An 18,379-nucleotide genomic window follows, 5' to 3' on the forward strand; every position below is an offset into this window, starting at 1 on the left:
AGGAGATCTCATGCAACGCAATCCGCTCGCCCGCGCCTGCGCGCTGGCCATGGCGCTGGGCGCCGCCCCGGTGCTGGCTGCGCCGGTATATTTTTTCGGTGACAGCCTGACCGACACTGGCGCATTTCAAGGCCTGGCCAATGGCTCGGCCACCTTGGCCACCGGCACACGCTGGACCTACGACAACGCGCCGTTTTACGCCGACGTGCTGGCCCGCGCCCTGGGAGGCGCCGCCGTGGCCAATAATCCACTGAACCCGGCCACCTCATCACAGGGCAATAACTACGCCCAGGGCGGCGCGCGCTCCAGCGTGCAGTCCAGCAACACCGGACCGTGGAGCACCGCTGGCGCCGGGGGATTTCCGCCGGCCGACCCACGCTCGGCCAGCAATCTGGCTGTACAGGATTTGCCCGACCAAGTGGGGTTTTATCTGTCAGCGCGCAATGGCCGCGCCGACAGCGCCGCCTGGCATGTGCTGTGGAGTGGCGGCAATGACATCCCCGCCGCGCTGGAAACCAGTGCCGTCAGTGGCAGCGCCGCAGGTGTGGCCCAGGTCAGCAGTGACGCCAGCAGTCTGCTGGGTCAGGTACAGCGCCTGCGAGTGGCTGGGGCCGAGCGCTTTATTGTGCCCAACCTGCCCGCCTTTGGCCTGACCCCGGCCACGGTATCGTCCACCGTGCTGGCGGTAATCAACGCCCAGCCCACCCTGGCGGCCATTCCGTCCAGCACCAAGCTGGCGGCCATTGGCGCAGCACAACAGGTGCTGTCCAGCGCCGCCACGCCCGACGCGGCCAGCCAGCAAGCGCTACGCCGCAAAGCGCTCAATGCCGCCGAAAGTGTGCTGGGGCTGCCGGCCAATACCCTGGTGAACCAATACGAGGGCAGCAATGGCGTGCAAAGCAGCGTGAATTCGCTGGCCACGCTGTTTAATGGCACGGTCAATCTGGGACTGAGCCAGACCGGGGTGAATCTGGTGCGGCTGGATGTGGCTGGCCTGCTGAATGAAATCATCGCCGACCCGCTACGCTACGGCTTTGACAATATCACCGGCTCGGCCTGCCCGGCCGGTGTGTCGTCGCTGGCGTGTTTTTCGAACACACCGGGCTTTAACGCCAATTTGCGCTATTTGTTTGCCGATGACCGCCACCCCTCGCCGCAGGCGCAGCAGATGATTGGCGACTATGCCGTGGCGACACTGGCCGCGCCGTATTACGCTGCGGCACTACCGGCAGCGGCAGAATCCGCCAGCGCCGGGCTGTATACCACGCTGGAGCAACGCCACCGCCTGGCGCGGCAAGCCCCGCAAACCGTGGGCACGGTCAGCGCCTTTGCCCAATACGGCTACCAGCCGTTTGCCGCCAAGGGCGCAGGCGGACTGGACGGCGGCGGTCAGCAACACGCCTATACCGTGGGGGTGGAAACCCAGCTGCGCGCCGAAACGCGATTGGGCCTGGCGCTGGGCTATCAGCAAGGCACGCTGGACAGCGGCGCCAACAGTGATTTTCGCTTTCGCCAGCAACGCCTGGCCGCTTACGCCAGCCAGCAGTGGGGCGAATTCTCACTGGCGGCAGATGCGTTTATCGCCAGCAATGCCTATCGCTCAGTGCGCCGCAGCTTTGCCTTGGGCGCGGTCAGCCGTAGCGAGAGCGGGGAAACCGACGGTGAACAAACCGGTCTGCGTGTGAGCGGCCGTTATCACTGGCAATACGGCGACTGGACGCTCAGCCCGATGCTGGGCCTGGCTTATGAAAACATCCGGGTGAATGGCTACGGTGAAACCGGCGACAACAGCACCGCCATGCGCTTTGGCAGCCAGAAGCAGGCTGGCTGGCAAGCCCGGCTGGGCGTGGACGTGGCCACCCGCCTGGGCCGCTGGCTGCCGTATGCCAGCGCCGAATGGGTGCAGCGTCTGTCCACCCGTCAGGCTACGCTGGACGCAGCCATCAAGAGCCAGCCAGGCCAGTTCAGCACCGAGCTGGCCCGCCCGGAACGCAGTTGGGGACAGCTGCGCCTGGGCAGCCAGGTGGAACTGGTCAAAGGCCTGATGGGTAATATTGAGGCCTACAGCAGCGTGGCGCGCAACAGCGGCCGGCAATGGGGGGTACAACTGGGGGTAAGCCACGACTTTTGAGCGGAAGTCGGGGCCCTATCCCGATCAAGCGACACCCCCTCTCACAGGGGCGGGCACAACCCACCCGCCCCTGTGCCATGCCTTTCCCGCACCCGACGCACAGCCATATATCAGGGTCAGGATCACTCCGTGTCCACCAATCACACACGCCCCGGCGTTCAAAGTATCCACGGCCCATCTCCCAGCCGTTTAGCGTGGCCCAGCAGAGACAACGAAGCGAGTCCTGACCAGGAAGGTGAGCGGGATTTTGTGAGTGATGCGAAAGCCGGCGCCACAATCCGGAACCCCTGCCAGCCAGCCCTTACCCACCTCGGCGCTGCAGATCAACAAGTGCTAATGATATTGCCATGCACTATTGCAGCATGTGGCCATTCCGGGTAACTTCGCCAAGTCGTTTCATCACAAAATAGAGGAGCCAGACCGCATGAAACTGGAAACCATCGCCGTCCACGGCGGCTATACCCCCGACCCGACCACCAAGGCCGTGGCCGTGCCGGTGTACCAGACCGCCAGCTACGCCTTCGACAGCGCCCAACACGGCGCCGACCTGTTCGACCTGAAGGTACAGGGCAATATCTACACCCGCATCATGAACCCGACCACCGACGTGCTGGAAAAGCGCGTGGCCGAGCTGGAAGGCGGGATTGCCGGGCTGGCGCTGGCCTCGGGCATGGCGGCCATTCTGTATTCGATCCAGACCATCGCCGAATCGGGCGACAATATCATCGCCACCAGCACCCTGTATGGCGGCACCTATAATCTGTTTGCCCACACCCTGCCGCAGCTGGGCATCGAAGTGCGTTTTGTCGATTACCGCGACCCGCAGGCGGTAAGCGCGCTGGTCGATGCCCGCACCAAGGCAGTGTACTGTGAATCGGTGGGCAATCCGCTGGGCAATGTGGTGGACTTTGCCGCCTTTGCCGACGTGGCCCACGCCGCTGGCGTGCCGCTGATTGTGGACAACACCGTACCCTCGCCGTATCTGTGCCGCCCGTTCGAACACGGCGCCGACATCGTGGTGCATTCGCTGACCAAATACCTGGGCGGCCACGGCAACAGCATCGGCGGCATCATTGTCGATTCGGGCAAATTCCCCTGGGGCGAGCACAAAGAGCGCTTTGCCCGCCTGAATACCCCGGATGTCAGCTACCACGGCGTCAACTACGTTGAAGCACTCGGCCCGGCCGCCTACATCGCCCGCGCCCGCGTGGTGCCGCTGCGCAATATGGGCGCGACCATTTCGCCGTTCAACAGCTTTTTGATCCTGCAAGGCATCGAAACCCTGGCGCTGCGCATGGACCGCATCTGCGAAAACGCCCAGCGCGTGGCCGAACACCTGGCCAGCCACCCGGCTGTGAGCTGGGTGGAATACGCCGGCCTGGCCGACAACGCCAGCAAGCCGCTGGTGGACAAATACATGGGCGGCCGCGCCTCTGGCATCTTATCGTTTGGCGTGAAATCCGGCCGCGAAGGCGGCGCGCGCTTCCTGGATGCGCTCAAGCTGGTGACCCGCCTGGTCAATATCGGCGACGCCAAGAGCCTGGCCACCCACCCGGCCAGCACCACCCACCGCCAGCTGAACGACGAAGAACTGGCCAAGGCCGGCGTCAAGCCGGACATGGTGCGCCTGTCGATTGGCATTGAGCACATCGACGATATTCTGGCCGACATCGAGCAGGCGCTGGCGGCTGCGTAAAAGCCTGGCGTGACTCTCCCCGCCCAAAAACCGCCATACAGCGTGCCCGTATGGCGGTTTTTCTTAGCGTCACTAAGCCGCACTCCCGCCAGAAAAAAAGCCCTGCGAAATTCGCAGGGCTTTTTCATGGCTGACGCCGGCAGCAGCCGGCGTGCGCACCAGGCTTACAGCATGCCCTTTTCTTTCAGCAGGGCCACCAGGGTGCTGCCCAGTTCGGCCGGGCTGCGGGTGTAGCGGATGCCGGCTTTTTCGAACGCGGCAAACTTTTCTTCAGCGGTGCCCTTGCCGCCGGAGATGATGGCGCCTGCGTGGCCCATGCGCTTGCCCTTCGGCGCGGTCACGCCAGCGATGTAACCAACAATCGGCTTGGTCACATTGGACTTGGCGAACTCGGCAGCTTCTTCTTCGGCGGTGCCGCCGATTTCACCGATCATGATGATGGCTTCGGTTTCCGGGTCGTTCTGGAACAGTTCCAGTGCGTCGATGTGGCTGGTGCCCGGAATCGGGTCGCCGCCAATGCCGATGCAAGTGGATTGGCCCAGGCCAGCGGCGGTGGTTTGCGCCACGGCTTCGTAGGTCAGGGTGCCGGAGCGGGACACGATGCCGATCTTGCCCGGTTTGTGGATGTGGCCCGGCATGATGCCGATCTTGCACTCGCCCGGAGTGATAATGCCAGGGCAGTTCGGGCCGATCAGGCGCACGCCGCCGGTTTGCTCGATGTAGCGCTTGGCCTTGAGCATGTCCAGGGTCGGCACGCCTTCGGTGATGGTGACGATCAGCTTGATGCCGGCGTCCACGGCTTCAACGATGGAATCCAGCACGAACGGGGCCGGCACGTAGATCACCGAGGCGTCGGCCTGGGTTTCGCGCACGGCTTCTTTCATGGTGTTGAACACCGGCAGGCCCAGATGCTGGCTGCCGCCCTTGCCCGGGGTCACGCCGCCCACAACCTGGGTGCCGTAGGCCAGAGCCTGTTCGGAGTGGAAGGTGCCGTTCTTGCCGGTAAAGCCTTGAACGAGGACTTTGGTGTTCTTGTTAACGAGTACGCTCATTTGTAACCTCAAAACTGGGTGTCAGGCGTGTCAACGGAGGAGGAGGCGGTAGCCGGCGCACGCCCGTCGCCGTCGGCCTCGCTCCACATCAGGCGTTGACGGCGGCGACGATTTTCTCGGCGGCGTCGTTCAGGCCCTGGGCGGCGGTCAGCTTCAGACCGGACTCGTCCAGCAGCTTGGCGCCGGCTTCGGCGTTGTTGCCTTCCAGGCGCACCACCACCGGCACGGTGACGTTGACTTCCTTGACGGCGGCGATGATGGCCTCGGCGATCATGTCGCAGCGCACGATGCCGCCGAAGATGTTGATCAGCACGCCTTGCACCGACGGATCAGCCAGGATCAGCTTGAAGGCTTCGATCACGCGCTCCTTGGTGGCGCCGCCGCCCACGTCCAGGAAGTTGGCCGGTTGGCCGCCCTTGAGCTTGATGATGTCCATGGTGGCCATGGCCAGACCGGCGCCGTTCACCATGCAGCCGATATTGCCTTCCAGCGCCACGTAGTTGAGGTCGAATTCGCTGGCCTTCAGCTCGCGCTCGTTTTCTTGCGACTTGTCGCGCAGCGCGGCCACGGCCGGCAGGCGGTACAGGGCGTTGGAGTCGATGCCAACCTTGGCGTCCACGCAGGCCAGGCTGCCGTCGCCACGGATGGCCAGCGGGTTGATTTCGAACAGGGCGAAGTCGTTTTCGACGAAGGCTTGGTAAGCGCCGGTCATCAGCTTGACGAATTCGTTGATTTGCTTGCCTTCCAGGCCCAGCTGGAACGCCACGTCACGCGCCTGGAACGGCAGCAGGCCGACCAGCGGATCCACGGTGACTTTCAGGATTTTTTCCGGGGTGTTGTGCGCCACTTCTTCGATTTCCACGCCGCCTTCGGTGGAAGCCATGAAGGTCACGCGGCGGGAGGAACGGTCCACCACGGCGCCCAGGTACAGTTCGCGCTGCACCGGGTACATGTCTTCACACACCAGCACGCTGTTCACCGGCTGGCCATTGGCGTCGGTCTGGTAGGTCACCAGGTTCTTGCCGATCAGGCTGGCAGCCAGGTCAGCGGCTTCCTCGCGGCTCTTCACCACCTTCACGCCACCGGCCTTGCCGCGGCCGCCGGCATGCACCTGGGCCTTGATCACGGCAAACTTGCCGCCCAGCTTGTCGAAAGCAGCGGCTGCTTCTTCGCCGTTGGTGGCGAGGACGCCTTGTTGCACCGGCAGGCCGTATTTGGCCAGCAATTCTTTTGCTTGGTATTCGTGCAGGTTCATGTGTCTGTCTCTCTTTTTTCAGGGGCGAGGCGTGAGGCGCGCCGGGGTTGGCGGCGCGCCTCACTGAAAAATCATCAGCCGTGCAGGGCGCGCTTGTCAGCGGCCAGGCAGGCTTCGTGCACCACTTCCGACAGGCTCGGGTGGGCATGGACGATGCGGGCGATGTCTTCGCTGCTGGCGGAGAATTCCATGGCGGCCACGGCTTCGGCGACCAGTTCGGAAGCCATCGGGCCGATGATGTGCACGCCCAGGATGCGGTCGGTCTTGGCGCAGGCCAGCACCTTCACCGTGCCTTGGGTCATGCCCAGGCCCAGCGCGCGGCCGTTGGCGGCAAAGCCGGACGTGCCTTTTTTGTAGTCCACGCCGTCGGCCTTGAGCTGTTGCTCGGTCTTGCCCACCCAGGCGATTTCCGGGTGGGTGTAGATCACCCACGGAATGGTGTTGAAGTCCAGGTGCGGCTTTTGCCCGGCAATGCGCTCGGCCACGGCCACGCCTTCATCGCTGGCCTTATGCGCCAGCATCGGGCCGCGCACCACGTCGCCAATGGCCCAGACATTGGGCAGATTGGTGTGGCAGTGGTCGTCCACCACGATAAAGCCGCGCTCGTCGATTTGCAGGCCCACGCCTTCGGCGTTCAGGCCAGCGGTGTTGGGCACGCGGCCGATGGCGACAATCAGCTTGTCCACCACCAGCTCTTGCGCTTGGCCGTTGAGTTCGTACTTGACGGTGACGGCGTCGGCGCCGTTTTCAATCGCGCCGATTTTCACGCCATTGTGGATCACCAGGCCGGTGTCCTTGGTCAGGTATTTGTGCGCTTCTTTGGCGATTTGCTCGTCCACGGCGGCCAGGAAGGTCGGCATGGCTTCCAGCACGGTGACTTCAGCGCCCAGGCGCTTCCACACACTGCCCATTTCCAGGCCGATCACGCCCGCGCCAATCACGCCCAGGCGGGCCGGCACCTCGGTCATGGCCAGCGCGCCAGCGTTGTCCAGCACGCGCACATTGTCCACTTCCACGCCCGGCAGCGGACGCGGGTTGGAGCCGGTGGCGACGATGACGTGGGTGGCTTCGATTTGCTGGGTTTCGCCGCCGTCAGTGACTTCGATCAGCCATTTTTCGTTCTGGCGACCCACCAGCTTGCCCAGACCGTGCACATTGGCGACTTTGTTCTTTTTGAACAAAAAGGCAATGCCGCCCGCGTTTTTGGTGATGATGCCGTCCTTGCGTTCGAGCATCTTGGCGATGTCGATCTTCGGGTTTTCGGCGGTGATGCCGTGGGCGGCAAAGTCGTGCTGGATGGCGTGGTAGTTTTCCGAGGATTGCAGCAGCGCCTTGGACGGGATGCAGCCCACGTTCAGGCAGGTGCCGCCCAGGCTGGGTTTGCCTTGCGGGTTCTTGAAGGCGTCGATGCAGACGGTGTTAAAGCCCAGTTGGGCGGCGCGGATGGCGGCAACATAGCCGCCGGGGCCGCCGCCGATCACGGCGACGTCAAAGCTTTGGCTCATTCGGTGTGCTCCTGGTATGCAGGCTTGTGGCCTGGCTCCGGATATGGCAACGGCGCGCTCGGCCCGGACAGGGCCAGCGCGCCGCAACGCGGATGATTACAGGTCGAGGATCAGGCGGGCCGGATCTTCAATGGCTTCCTTGATGGCCACCAGGCTCAGCACGGCTTCGCGGCCGTCGATGATGCGGTGGTCGTAGGATTGCGCCAGGTACATCATCGGGCGAGCCACGATCTGGCCGTTTTCCACCACAGCGCGCTCCTTGGTGGAGTGCATGCCGAGGATGGCGGATTGCGGCGGGTTGATGATCGGGGTGGACATCATCGAGCCAAAGGTGCCGCCGTTGGAGATGGTGTAGGTGCCGCCAGTCAGCTCGTCCAGGCCCAGCTTGCCTTCTTGGGCGCGCTTGCCAAAGTCAGCGATTTGCTTCTCGATGTCGGCCAGGCTCAGCAGGTCGGCGTTGCGGATCACCGGCACCACCAGGCCACGCGGGCTGCCCACGGCCACGCCGATGTCAAAGTAGCCGTGGTACACGATGTCGGTGCCGTCCACCGAGGCGTTGATGATCGGGTACTTTTTCAGGGCGTGCACGGCGGCCTTCACAAAGAAGCCCATAAAGCCCAGCTTGACGCCGTGGGCCTTTTCGAACTTGTCTTTGTACAGGTTGCGCAGGTCCATCAACGGCTTCATGTTGACTTCGTTGAAGGTGGTCAGGATGGCGTTGGTCTGTTGCGACTGCACCAGACGCTCGGCCACCACCTTGCGCAGGCGGGTCATCGGCACGCGTTGTTCCGGACGGTCGCCGACCGGCAGGGCGACAACCGGGGCAGCGGCGGGCTTGGCCGGGGCGGCAGCCGGCTTGGCGGCGGCAGCGGCGACGTCTTCTTTCAGCACGCGGCCATCGCGGCCGGAGCCTGCCACGCCAGCCAGATCCACGCCGGTTTCAGCGGCCAGTTTCTTGGCGGCCGGCATGGCCAGGGTTTCGCCATCAGCGCGCGGCGCCACGGCAGTGCCAAAGCCAATCGCGTTGGCCGGCACGCCGACTTCGGCGGCAACAGTTTGCACTGCTGCGGCGGCGCTGGCGGCGGTGTCGATCTTGCCGATCACCTGTTGGCTGGTGACGGTGTCGCCCACGGCCACGGTCAGTTCAACCAGCACGCCGGCTTGCGGGGCCGGCAGTTCCAGCATGATCTTGTCGGTTTCGATGTCGGCCAGGTTTTCATCGCGGGCCACGGCGTCACCCACTTTTTTGTGCAGGGCGGCGATGGTGCCTTCGGTCACGGATTCGGCGAACACCGGGATTTTGATTTCGATCAGCATGTGAGGGTCTCCTCAGTGGGCCGCCCGGCGGGCAGCCCGTTCAAATGGGGTCTTGTGCAATGCATGTGCCCGGCCGCCACGGAGGCGGCCGGGCGCGGGATTACTTGGCCACGGCCTCGGCCAGCAGCGACTTGAGCTGGGCGACGTGCTTGGACATGTAACCCACGGCCGGCGAAGCGGACGACGGCCGGCCGGCGAACAGCAGGGTTTGCTTGGGCGACAGCAGTTTTTCCAGACGATGACGGATCTGGTACCAGGCGCCTTGGTTCTTCGGCTCTTCCTGCACCCACATCAGTTCGCGGGCGTTCGGGTACTTAGCCAGTTCGGCGGCCAGTTGCTCGGTCGGGAACGGGTACAGCTGTTCCAAGCGAACAATGGCCAGCTCGTCATTGCCGGCTTCTTTGCGGGCGTTGAACAGATCGTAATAGACCTGACCGGCGCACACCACCACGCGCTTGACCTTCTTGGCGTCCAGCTCGGTCACGTCGCCGATCACCGGCTTGAAGCTGCTGGAGGTCAGTTCGGACAGCGGGGAGAGCGAATCCTTCAGGCGCAAGAGACGCTTGGACATCATGATGACCAGCGGCTTGCGGTACGGACGCAGCATCTGACGGCGCATCATGTGGAACATCTGCGCAGCGGTGGACGGCATCACCACCTGGATGTTGTGCTCGGCGCACAGTTGCAGGTAGCGCTCGACGCGGGCGGACGAGTGTTCCGGGCCCTGGCCGTCGTAGCCGTGCGGCAGAATCATGGTCAGGCCGCACAGACGGCCCCATTTGGTTTCGCCAGAGACGATGAACTGGTCAATCGCCACCTGGGCGCCGTTGGCGAAGTCGCCAAACTGGGCTTCCCAGATCACCAGCTGATCCGGGGCCGAGCAGGCGTAGCCATATTCGTAGGCCAGCACGGCTTCTTCGTTCAGGATCGAGTCGATCACCAGGAATTCAGCCTGGTTGTCCGACAGATGGCGCAGCGGCACGTAGTTGCCTTGGTCCCAGCGCTCACGGTTTTGGTCGTGCAGCACGGCGTGGCGATGGCTGAAGGTGCCACGGCCAGAGTCTTCGCCGGAAATGCGCACGCCGTAGCCGTTTTCCACCAGCGAGGCGTAGGCCAGGGTTTCCGCCATGCCCCAGTCCACCGGCTGTTCGCCAGCGCCCATCAGGCGGCGGGCGGCCAGCACCTTGTCCACGGTCGGGTGCAGCTTGAAGCCTTCCGGCACGCTGGTGACCTTGTCGGCCAGGCGCTTGATGTCGTTGGCCGGCAGGGTGGTGTCGGTCGGGTGCGCCCAGTGGGTGCCCAGGAACGGCGTCCAGTCCAGCTTGTGGGCGCGGGTGTAGTTGCTCAGCACGGTGTGTTCAACGTGCTCGCCCTTGTCCAGCGCATCGCGGTAGGCGCGAATCAGGTCGTCGGCCTCAGCGGCGGACACCACGCCTTCGGTCACCAGACGCTCGGCATACTTGGCGCGCACGCCTGGGTGCTTGGCGATTTTTTTGTACATCATCGGCTGGGTCAACATCGGGTCATCGCCCTCGTTGTGGCCCAGCTTGCGGAAGCAGACGAGGTCGATGACCACGTCTTTCTTGAACTGCATGCGGAATTCCATGGCCGCCTGCATCACATAGCAGACCGCTTCCGGATCGTCGCCATTCACGTGGAAGATCGGGGCTTCCACCATTTTGGCCACGTCGGTGCAATACAGCGTGGAGCGCATGTCGCGGGTGTCGGAGGTGGTGAAGCCCACCTGGTTGTTGACCACCAGATGCAGCGTGCCGCCAGTGCCATAGCCACGGGTGCCCGACAGGTTGAAGGTGCCTTGGTTGACGCCCAGGCCGCCGAAGGCGGCGTCACCGTGGATCAGCACCGGCACCACTTGACGGCGCTCGTGGTCGCCACGGCGTTGCTGGCGCGCGCGCACCGAGCCTTCCACCACCGGGTTGACGATTTCCAAGTGCGAGGGGTTGAACGCCAGCGACACGTGCACCGGGCCATTGGCGGTAGGGATGTCGGACGAGAAGCCCATGTGGTACTTCACGTCGCCGGACGGCAGTTCCACCGCCGGGCGGCCTTCGAATTCGGCGAACAGGTCGCGCGGCAGCTTGCCCAGGGTGTTCACCAGCACGTTCAGACGGCCACGGTGGGCCATGCCGATGATGATTTCTTGCACGCCAATCGACGAGGAGTTCTGGATCAGGTTGTCCAGCGCGGCAATCATCGATTCGCCGCCTTCCAGCGAGAAGCGCTTCTGGCCGACGTACTTGGTGTGCAGGTAGCGTTCCAGGGTTTCGGCGGCGGTCACTTGCTTGAGGATGCGCTTTTTGGCGTCCTTGCCGAAACGCGGGGTGGACAAATCCGCTTCAAAGCGCTGCATGATCCAGTGCTTTTGTTCGGAATTGGTGATGTGCATGTACTCCAGGCCGATATTGCCGCAGTACGTTTGCTTGAGGTTTTTCAGGATTTCCGACAGCGGCAGCTTTTTCTGCTGGCCAACCAGCGAGCCGGTGTTGAATTGCACCGCCATGTCGGCGTCGGACAGGCCGTGGGTGGACGGGTCCAGCTCGCGCACCGGCGATTGGTCCATGCGCTTGAGCGGATCCAGATTGGCCCAGCGCGAGCCCAGCACGCGATAAGCCGAAATCAGCTTGAGCACCGCCACCTGCTTTTGCAGCGAGGCGCCGTCAGCGCTGGCGCTGGGCGCGGCGCCAATGCGCGGCTGCTTGGCCAGCTGGATGAACGACTCCTGAATCGGCTGGTGCGGCACATCGCGCGCCACGCCGCCTTGTTGCTGGAGTTTGTCAAAATATTCACGCCATTCGCCGGGCACGGCGTTGGCGTCGGCAAGGTACTGTTCGTACAGTTCCTCGATAAACGGTGCATTCCCGCCAAACAGGTAGGAATGACTTTGCAAGGTTTGCATCATGATGTGTGGTCGACCCTTTGTTGACTGCCCGTGCAGCGGGTACGAAGCGCGCCTGGTGGCTCGCCGGCGTTGTCTCAATGTTTCTGGGCAGCCGGCGCCCGAGAGCGTTTCGTGCCTCATTTTTTATATTTTTTGCTGCGACTGAAGAACTGGCGGCCTGCGCCGCCAGCGGCCAGCCCCTTGCGGGGCGGGATACTGCTCAACGCGCCAGCCGCCGCCCCAAAGGAGCGACAGCCAGCGGTTTGCCTGATGGCTCAGGCGCATGGCTGAATTACTTGCGATCGGCCACTTGCGCGTAGTCGCGGCGCACCGAACCGGTGTACAGCTGACGCGGACGGCCAATCTTCATGCCCGGATCGGAGATCATTTCGGTCCAGTGGCTGATCCAGCCCACGGTGCGAGCCAGGGCGAAGATCGGGGTGAACATGGACACCGGGATGCCGATGGCGGACAGCACGATGCCGGAGTAGAAGTCCACGTTCGGGTACAGCTTGCGCTCGATGAAGTACGGGTCGCTCAGGGCGATTTCTTCCAGCTTCATGGCCAGCTGGAACTTCGGATCGTCGCGCAGACCCAGTTCGTTCAGCACCTCGTCGCAGGTTTCCTTCATGATCTTGGCGCGCGGGTCGAAGTTCTTGTACACGCGGTGACCAAAGCCCATCAGCTTGTGGGTCTTGGCCTTGACGCCTTCCATGAAGGCCGGCACGTTTTCCACCGAGCCGATTTCGTCCAGCATTTTCAGCACGGCTTCGTTGGCGCCGCCGTGGGACGGGCCCCACAGGCAGGCGATGCCGGCGGCGATACATGCAAACGGGTTGGCGCCCGAGGAGCCAGCCAGACGCACGGTGGAGGTGGAGGCGTTTTGCTCGTGGTCAGCGTGCAGGATGAAGATGCGATCCAGCGCCTTGGCCAGCACCTTGTTGACCTTGTACTCTTCGCACGGGGTCGAGAACATCATGTGCAGGAAGTTCTCGGAGTAGGTCAGGCCGTTCTTCGGGTAGCTGAACGGCAGGCCCTTGTTGTAGCGATAGGCCTGGGCGGCGATGTTCGGCACCTTGGCGATCAGGCGGTGGGCCGACACTTCGCGGTGGTGTGCGTCGTTGATGTCCAGCGAATCATGGTAGAAGGCGGACAGCGCGCCGACCACACCCACCATCACGGCCATCGGGTGGGCGTCGCGGCGGAAGCCCTTGAAGAACGACATGATCTGGTCGTTCAGCATGTTGTGGCGCATGATCTTGCGGTTGAATTCGGCGAATTGCTCGGCAGTCGGCAGTTCGCCGTTCAGCAGCAGGTAGCAGCTTTCCAGGAAGTCGGAGTGCTCGGCCAGTTGCTCGATCGGGTAGCCGCGGTAGTACAGTTGACCCAGGTCACCGTCGATGAAGGTGATGCTGGATTCGCAGGCGGCAGTCGCCAGGAAGCCAGGGTCAAAGGTGAACATGCCGGTTTTGGCGAAGGTGCGGATGTCCACGACGTCCGGGCCCAGGGTGCCGGACATCACCGGCATATCCAGGGTTTTGCCCTCGTCGTAGGAAAGGGTCACTTTGCGATTCGTTTCCACAGCAATACTCCCAGGTAGGGTTTTAAGGGCGCCCCTGTCCGCACCACACGGACGGGGCGTCTTGTTTAAGCGCGACGCAGCCGGTCGATGACCGGTTGCAGGTGCGGGGCGTCGGCTTCGATCTTGCAGTTGACCAGGTCCAGCAGGTCGGTGTCGTCCCAGGTCAACAGCTCGCGGTAGGCGTGCAGATCCGCCACGCTGAGCTGATCGAAGTCGCTGGCCAGAAAGCGCTCGATCACGATGTCGAGTTCAAGCAGCCCACGCCGGGAACGCCAGCGCATGCGCTTGAGCTCGATCTCGTCGAACGGGTGTTCGGCCTCGCTCATACGGCGCGACGCACCATGAGGTCTTTGATCTTGCCGATGGCCTTGGTCGGGTTCAGGCCCTTCGGACACACGTCCACGCAGTTCATGATGGTGTGGCAACGGAACAGGCGGTACGGGTCTTCCAGGTTGTCCAGACGCTCGCTGGTGATGGTGTCGCGGGTATCGGCAATAAAGCGATACGCGGCCAACAGGCCAGCCGGGCCAACGAACTTGTCCGGGTTCCACCAGAACGACGGGCAGGAGGTCGAGCAGCAGGCGCACAGAATGCACTCGTACAGGCCATCCAGCTCTTTGCGGTCTTCCGGCGATTGCAGACGCTCACGCTCCGGCGCCGGGGTGTCGTTGACCACATAGGGCTTGATCGAGTGGTACTGCTTGAAGAACTGGGTCATGTCCACGATCAGGTCGCGGATGACCGGCAGGCCAGGCAGCGGGCGCAGGGTGATCGGCTGCTTGAGGCTGCGCAGGTCGGTCACGCAGGCCAGGCCGTTCTTGCCGTTGATGTTCATCGCGTCCGAGCCGCAGATGCCTTCGCGGCAGGAGCGACGGAAGGACAGGGTGTCATCCACCGCCTTCAACTTGACCAGGGCGTCCAGCAGCTTGACATCGGTGGCGTCAACTTCGACTTCGATGTCCTGCATGTAGGGCTTGGCGTCCTTGTCCGGGTTGTAGCGGTAAAGGGAGAAACGCATTTTTTCCATGATGTCGGCGGCTCCTTAGTACACGCGCTTTTGCGGGGCGATGTAATCCACCGTCAGCGGCTGATTGTGCACCGGCTTGTAGCTGAGCTTGAAGTCTTCGCGCGAGTACAGCGTGTGCTTCATCCAGGTCTCGTCGTTGCGATCAGGGAAATCATCGCGGGCGTGGGCGCCACGGGATTCCTTGCGCGCTTCGGCGGAGATCAGGGTGGCCAGGGCCACTTCGATCAGGTTGTCCATTTCCAGCGCTTCGATGCGGGCGGTGTTCCAGACCTGGGACTTGTCCTTGATCTGGGTGCGCTTGACGCGCTCGGCCACGGCCTTGATCTGCTTGACGCCTTCTTCCAGCACTTCCTGGGTGCGGAACACGCCAGCGTGACGCTGCACCACTTGCTGCATGGCGGTGCGCACATCGGCCACTTCTTCGCCATTGGTCTGGTTTTCCAGACGGGCAATGCGCGACAGCGAGTAGTCAGCGGCGTTTTCCGGCAGCGGCTTGTGGGCCGGACGTTCGTTGCGGATGAATTCGATCATGCTTTCGCCGGCAGACTTGCCGAACACGACCAGATCCAGCAGCGAGTTGGTGCCCAGGCGGTTGGCGCCGTGCACCGAGGCGCAGGCGCATTCGCCAGCGGCGTAGAAGCCGTTGACGCGGTCTTCCGGGTTGTCGCCCTTCGGCGCCACCACTTCGCCCTTGTAGTTGGTCGGAATGCCGCCCATCTGGTAATGGCAGGTCGGCACCACCGGGATCGGCTCTTTGATCGGATCCACGCCAGCGAATTTGATGGCGATCTCGCGGATGCCAGGCAGACGCTGGTTGATGATTTCCGGGCCGAGGTGATCCAGCTTGAGCAGCACGTGGTCTTTGTTCTTGCCACAGCCACGGCCTTCGTAGATTTCCACGGCCATGGCGCGGGACACCACGTCACGCGAAGCCAGATCCTTGGCGTTCGGCGCGTAGCGCTCCATGAAGCGCTCGCCATTGCAGTTGAGCAGAATGCCGCCTTCGCCGCGCACGCCTTCGGTGATCAGCACGCCCGCGCCGGCTACGCCGGTCGGGTGGAATTGCCAGAATTCCATGTCTTCCAGCGGAATGCCGGCGCGAATGGTCATGCCCAGGCCGTCACCGGTGTTGATGAAGGCGTTGGTCGATGCGGAGAAAATACGGCCAGCGCCGCCGGTGGCGAACAGCACAGCCTTGGCGTGCAGCACCGAGATTTCGCCGGTTTCCATTTCCAGCGCGGTCACGCCCACCACGTCGCCGTCGGCGTCGCGGATCAGGTCCAGCGCCATCCATTCGACAAAGAACTGGGTGTTGGCGCGCACATTGCGCTGGTACAGCGTGTGCAGCATGGCGTGGCCAGTGCGGTCAGCCACGGCGCAGGCGCGCTGCACCGGGGTCTTGCCGAAGTTGGCCATGTGGCCGCCGAACGGACGCTGGTAAATCTTGCCGTTTTCCAGACGGTCAAACGGCATGCCGAAGTGCTCAAGCTCGATCACGGCTTCAGGCGCCTTGCGGCACATGAATTCGATGGCGTCTTGGTCGCCGAGCCAGTCGGAACCCTTGACGGTGTCGTACATGTGCCAGTCCCAACGGTCTTCCTGCACATTGCCCAACGATGCAGAAATGCCGCCCTGGGCCGCCACGGTGTGGGAGCGGGTCGGGAACACTTTGGAGAGAACAGCGGTCTTCAGACCCGCTTCAGACAGCTGCAGCGCCGCGCGCAGGCCGGCGCCGCCGCCACCCACGATCACTGCGTCAAAACGACGAACTGGGACGCTCATTACATACCCCACACGACTTTAACCGAATAAACAAGAGTGCCCACCAGCCAGACAATGGTGAACACATGCATGGTCAGGCGCAGGCCGACCGGCTTGATGTAGTCCATCCACAGGTCGCGCATGCCAACCCAGACGTGGGCGAACAGGGCGATCAGGGTCACTTGGGTGACCACACGCACGGCGGTACAGGCAAAAAATGCCTTCCAGCCTTCATGGGTGCCGGGGATGGCCAGCAACGCCAGCACGATGCCGACGGTGTAAATCGCCATGATCACGGCAGTGGCGCGCTGGAGAATCCAGTCACGCAGGCCGTAATGGGCGCCAACGACGATGCGGTTTACCACAGCACACCTCCGATCAGCAGGGTCAATGCGATGCTCACCACCAGGGTGGCCTTGGCGGTAGCGCGGGCGGTTTCCAGCTCAAGACCCTTGTGAATATCGAGGAACAGGAAGCGGATGCCGGCGCACAGATGGTGCAGGAAGGCCCACAGCAGGCCGATCAGCACCAGTTTGACCAGCGGATGACCGACCACGGCCTGGTAGGTTTCGAAGTCCGCCGCAGAACTGAGCGAGCCGGACAACAGATAGATGAAGACGGGGAGGAACAGGAACAGGACAACACCCGAGATCCGATGCAGGATCGAGACAATGCCGGGAACCGGCAATCTGATCTGACCGACGTCGAGGTGTTTTGGTCGTTTCTTCTGCATAGCGCTTCCTTGATGAAACAAGACACCTGAGGTTTGACATTTCCGGGGCGTCGCCCCGGGCCTTAGAGCCGACGTCGAACCCGACGCGAAGGCTCCGTGTGCTGACTGCTTGCCGCTTTTCGCCGCTCATGGCGGCGGGCGCTGGCACCGGCAATCCAGAAGATCGCCGCCGCCAAAGCTGTCGGACGCTTCATGCCGTCCGAGCTCGCCGCAGCAAAATCCCTGCAAAAACAGGGGCAACACCGTGTTTCATGACCCGCCCCCGCACAGGCGACAGCCGGCCAAACCTGCAAATTCTATCAAAAAACCAAGCGCCCCCGCATCCTGTTACAGAACGACGACATCGATTTTCATCTTCGCGCCATGCAGTGTGTTCCCGCAGCGCTGCTGGCCTGGCTTTTGAACAGCCGACCAGTCTTGTGTCATGACGGCGTCCGGACGGGTGCGGACGGCCGGTCAAGACCGATCCGCCCACACCTGCCGGGCCGACTGCGACCGGGTGAACCCGGTTCTGTGATTGGCGGTCTTGCGACCTGTCTCGCGGGGCCGCCCTGGCGGGCGGCGACTCCATCCCATCGAATGCTGTATTACGGTTCGCGCTGAAAAGCCCAGCGCGCGCTGCGGCATAAACGCTCGCGCCATTCCACCACCTCGCCGGTCAGCGCCTGCCCCAGCCGGGTGATCATCAGCAGCGGCTCGACATCGCTCAGCCCCAGCAAGGTCATGGTTTCCCGGTCTGGCAGCGTGGCGCGCGCCTGAATCGCCCCCAGGCGCACCCGCACGCCGTCGCGGCGCTCCAGCAGGGTGTACAAGCTGTTGCCGTACTGACGCAGGCGGCGGGCGTCGATTTCTTCAAAGCGCCCCACCGGCACATAAGCATCATCCAGCGCCACCGCCACCCCGGCCAGACGCCACAGCAGGCGCACCCGAAACAGCGGCGCGGCGCGGCGCAGGCTCAGCGCCTGGGCGATATCCTCGCTGGCGTTGGCGCGGGTGCACGACAGCAGCTCGGGCACTGGCGAGCCAGGCGGCTCGGCAAACTGGCCGGGGGTGACCAGATGACCATCGCCCCATTCATTCAAGCCCGGCGCCACAAAAGTGCCCTTGCCTTGCTGGCGATACAACCAGCCTTCGTCCACCAAATCCGTCAGCGCCTTGCGCACCGTGCCCTGGCTGACGCCCAGCGATTCGGCCAGCGCCCACTCGCTGGGCAAGGCCTCGTGCGCCGCCCATTCGCCTTGCGCAATGCGCTGCGCGAGCAGCGTGCGTATTTGCTGGTACAGCGGCTGAAAACTGGGCTTGTCCGTTGTCATCGACGTGTTTTTACACCTTTCTTTCAGGGTTGTCCATGCATATCTTATATAAGACATAACACTAGCACGATCCTCCTGTTTGCGCATGGCAAGTCAGGGGGGTTTAGT

General features: G+C 63.2%; 14 protein-coding genes. 2 read left to right on the forward strand and 12 right to left on the reverse strand.

The features are described 5' to 3' along the window. Nucleotides 1-10: 10 nt before the first annotated feature. Together DFR34_RS07555 and DFR34_RS07560 are read left to right on the forward strand one after the other, a co-directional pair. On the forward strand, nt 11-2,131 hold the full coding sequence (locus DFR34_RS07555; RefSeq protein WP_110390543.1) for an autotransporter outer membrane beta-barrel domain-containing protein: 2,121 nt from the start codon (nt 11-13) through the stop codon (nt 2,129-2,131). Nucleotides 2,132-2,555: 424 nt separating this feature from the next. Then, entirely contained in the window at nt 2,556-3,827 is a 1,272-nt protein-coding gene (locus DFR34_RS07560) for an O-acetylhomoserine aminocarboxypropyltransferase/cysteine synthase family protein (protein ID WP_110390569.1), read from the forward strand. A 164-nt stretch (nt 3,828-3,991) separates the two neighbouring features. Here DFR34_RS07560 and sucD read toward each other — a convergent pair whose 3' ends face one another. From sucD to DFR34_RS07620, 12 genes are all read right to left on the reverse strand, one after another. Further along, nucleotides 3,992-4,879 carry a succinate--CoA ligase subunit alpha gene (gene sucD / locus DFR34_RS07565; protein ID WP_110390544.1) on the reverse strand — a complete coding sequence of 296 codons (888 nt, stop codon included), beginning with the start codon at nt 4,877-4,879 and terminating at the stop codon, nt 3,992-3,994. A gap of 88 nt (nt 4,880-4,967) precedes the next feature. After that, entirely contained in the window at nt 4,968-6,134 is a 1,167-nt protein-coding gene (sucC, locus tag DFR34_RS07570; protein WP_110390545.1) for an ADP-forming succinate--CoA ligase subunit beta, read from the reverse strand. A 74-nt stretch (nt 6,135-6,208) separates the two neighbouring features. Beyond that, nucleotides 6,209-7,639 (reverse strand): dihydrolipoyl dehydrogenase, encoded by a 1,431-nt coding sequence (gene lpdA, locus DFR34_RS07575; RefSeq protein WP_110390546.1) that lies wholly within the window; start codon nt 7,637-7,639, stop codon nt 6,209-6,211. Between the two features lie 96 nt (nt 7,640-7,735). After that, nucleotides 7,736-8,956 carry a 2-oxoglutarate dehydrogenase complex dihydrolipoyllysine-residue succinyltransferase gene (gene odhB, locus DFR34_RS07580; protein ID WP_110390547.1) on the reverse strand — a complete coding sequence of 407 codons (1,221 nt, stop codon included), beginning with the start codon at nt 8,954-8,956 and terminating at the stop codon, nt 7,736-7,738. Nucleotides 8,957-9,056: 100 nt separating this feature from the next. After that, nucleotides 9,057-11,876 (reverse strand): 2-oxoglutarate dehydrogenase E1 component, encoded by a 2,820-nt coding sequence (locus DFR34_RS07585; protein ID WP_110390548.1) that lies wholly within the window; start codon nt 11,874-11,876, stop codon nt 9,057-9,059. Nucleotides 11,877-12,147: 271 nt separating this feature from the next. Continuing rightward, nucleotides 12,148-13,437, reverse strand: a complete 1,290-nt coding sequence (gene gltA, locus DFR34_RS07590; RefSeq protein WP_110390549.1) for a citrate synthase — start codon at nt 13,435-13,437, stop codon at nt 12,148-12,150. Between the two features lie 65 nt (nt 13,438-13,502). Further along, nucleotides 13,503-13,763 (reverse strand): FAD assembly factor SdhE, encoded by a 261-nt coding sequence (locus DFR34_RS07595; RefSeq protein WP_110390550.1) that lies wholly within the window; start codon nt 13,761-13,763, stop codon nt 13,503-13,505. Next, nucleotides 13,760-14,464: a succinate dehydrogenase iron-sulfur subunit gene (locus tag DFR34_RS07600; RefSeq protein WP_110390551.1), complete on the reverse strand. Its 705-nt coding sequence runs from the start codon at nt 14,462-14,464 to the stop codon at nt 13,760-13,762. Before DFR34_RS07600 ends, DFR34_RS07595 begins: the two co-directional genes overlap by 4 nt. A gap of 15 nt (nt 14,465-14,479) precedes the next feature. Then, entirely contained in the window at nt 14,480-16,246 is a 1,767-nt protein-coding gene (gene sdhA, locus DFR34_RS07605) for a succinate dehydrogenase flavoprotein subunit (RefSeq protein ID WP_110390552.1), read from the reverse strand. Continuing rightward, nucleotides 16,246-16,590 (reverse strand): succinate dehydrogenase, hydrophobic membrane anchor protein, encoded by a 345-nt coding sequence (gene sdhD, locus DFR34_RS07610; protein ID WP_110390553.1) that lies wholly within the window; start codon nt 16,588-16,590, stop codon nt 16,246-16,248. Before sdhD ends, sdhA begins: the two co-directional genes overlap by 1 nt. Then, nucleotides 16,584-16,958 carry a succinate dehydrogenase, cytochrome b556 subunit gene (gene sdhC / locus DFR34_RS07615; RefSeq protein ID WP_110390554.1) on the reverse strand — a complete coding sequence of 125 codons (375 nt, stop codon included), beginning with the start codon at nt 16,956-16,958 and terminating at the stop codon, nt 16,584-16,586. Before sdhC ends, sdhD begins: the two co-directional genes overlap by 7 nt. 587 nt (nt 16,959-17,545) lie before the next feature. Continuing rightward, nucleotides 17,546-18,271, reverse strand: a complete 726-nt coding sequence (locus tag DFR34_RS07620) for a GntR family transcriptional regulator (protein WP_110390555.1) — start codon at nt 18,269-18,271, stop codon at nt 17,546-17,548. Nucleotides 18,272-18,379 lie beyond the last annotated feature (108 nt).

The sequence above is a fragment of the Rivihabitans pingtungensis genome (assembly GCF_003201855.1).
Taxonomy (GTDB): Bacteria; Pseudomonadota; Gammaproteobacteria; order Burkholderiales; family Aquaspirillaceae; genus Rivihabitans; species Rivihabitans pingtungensis.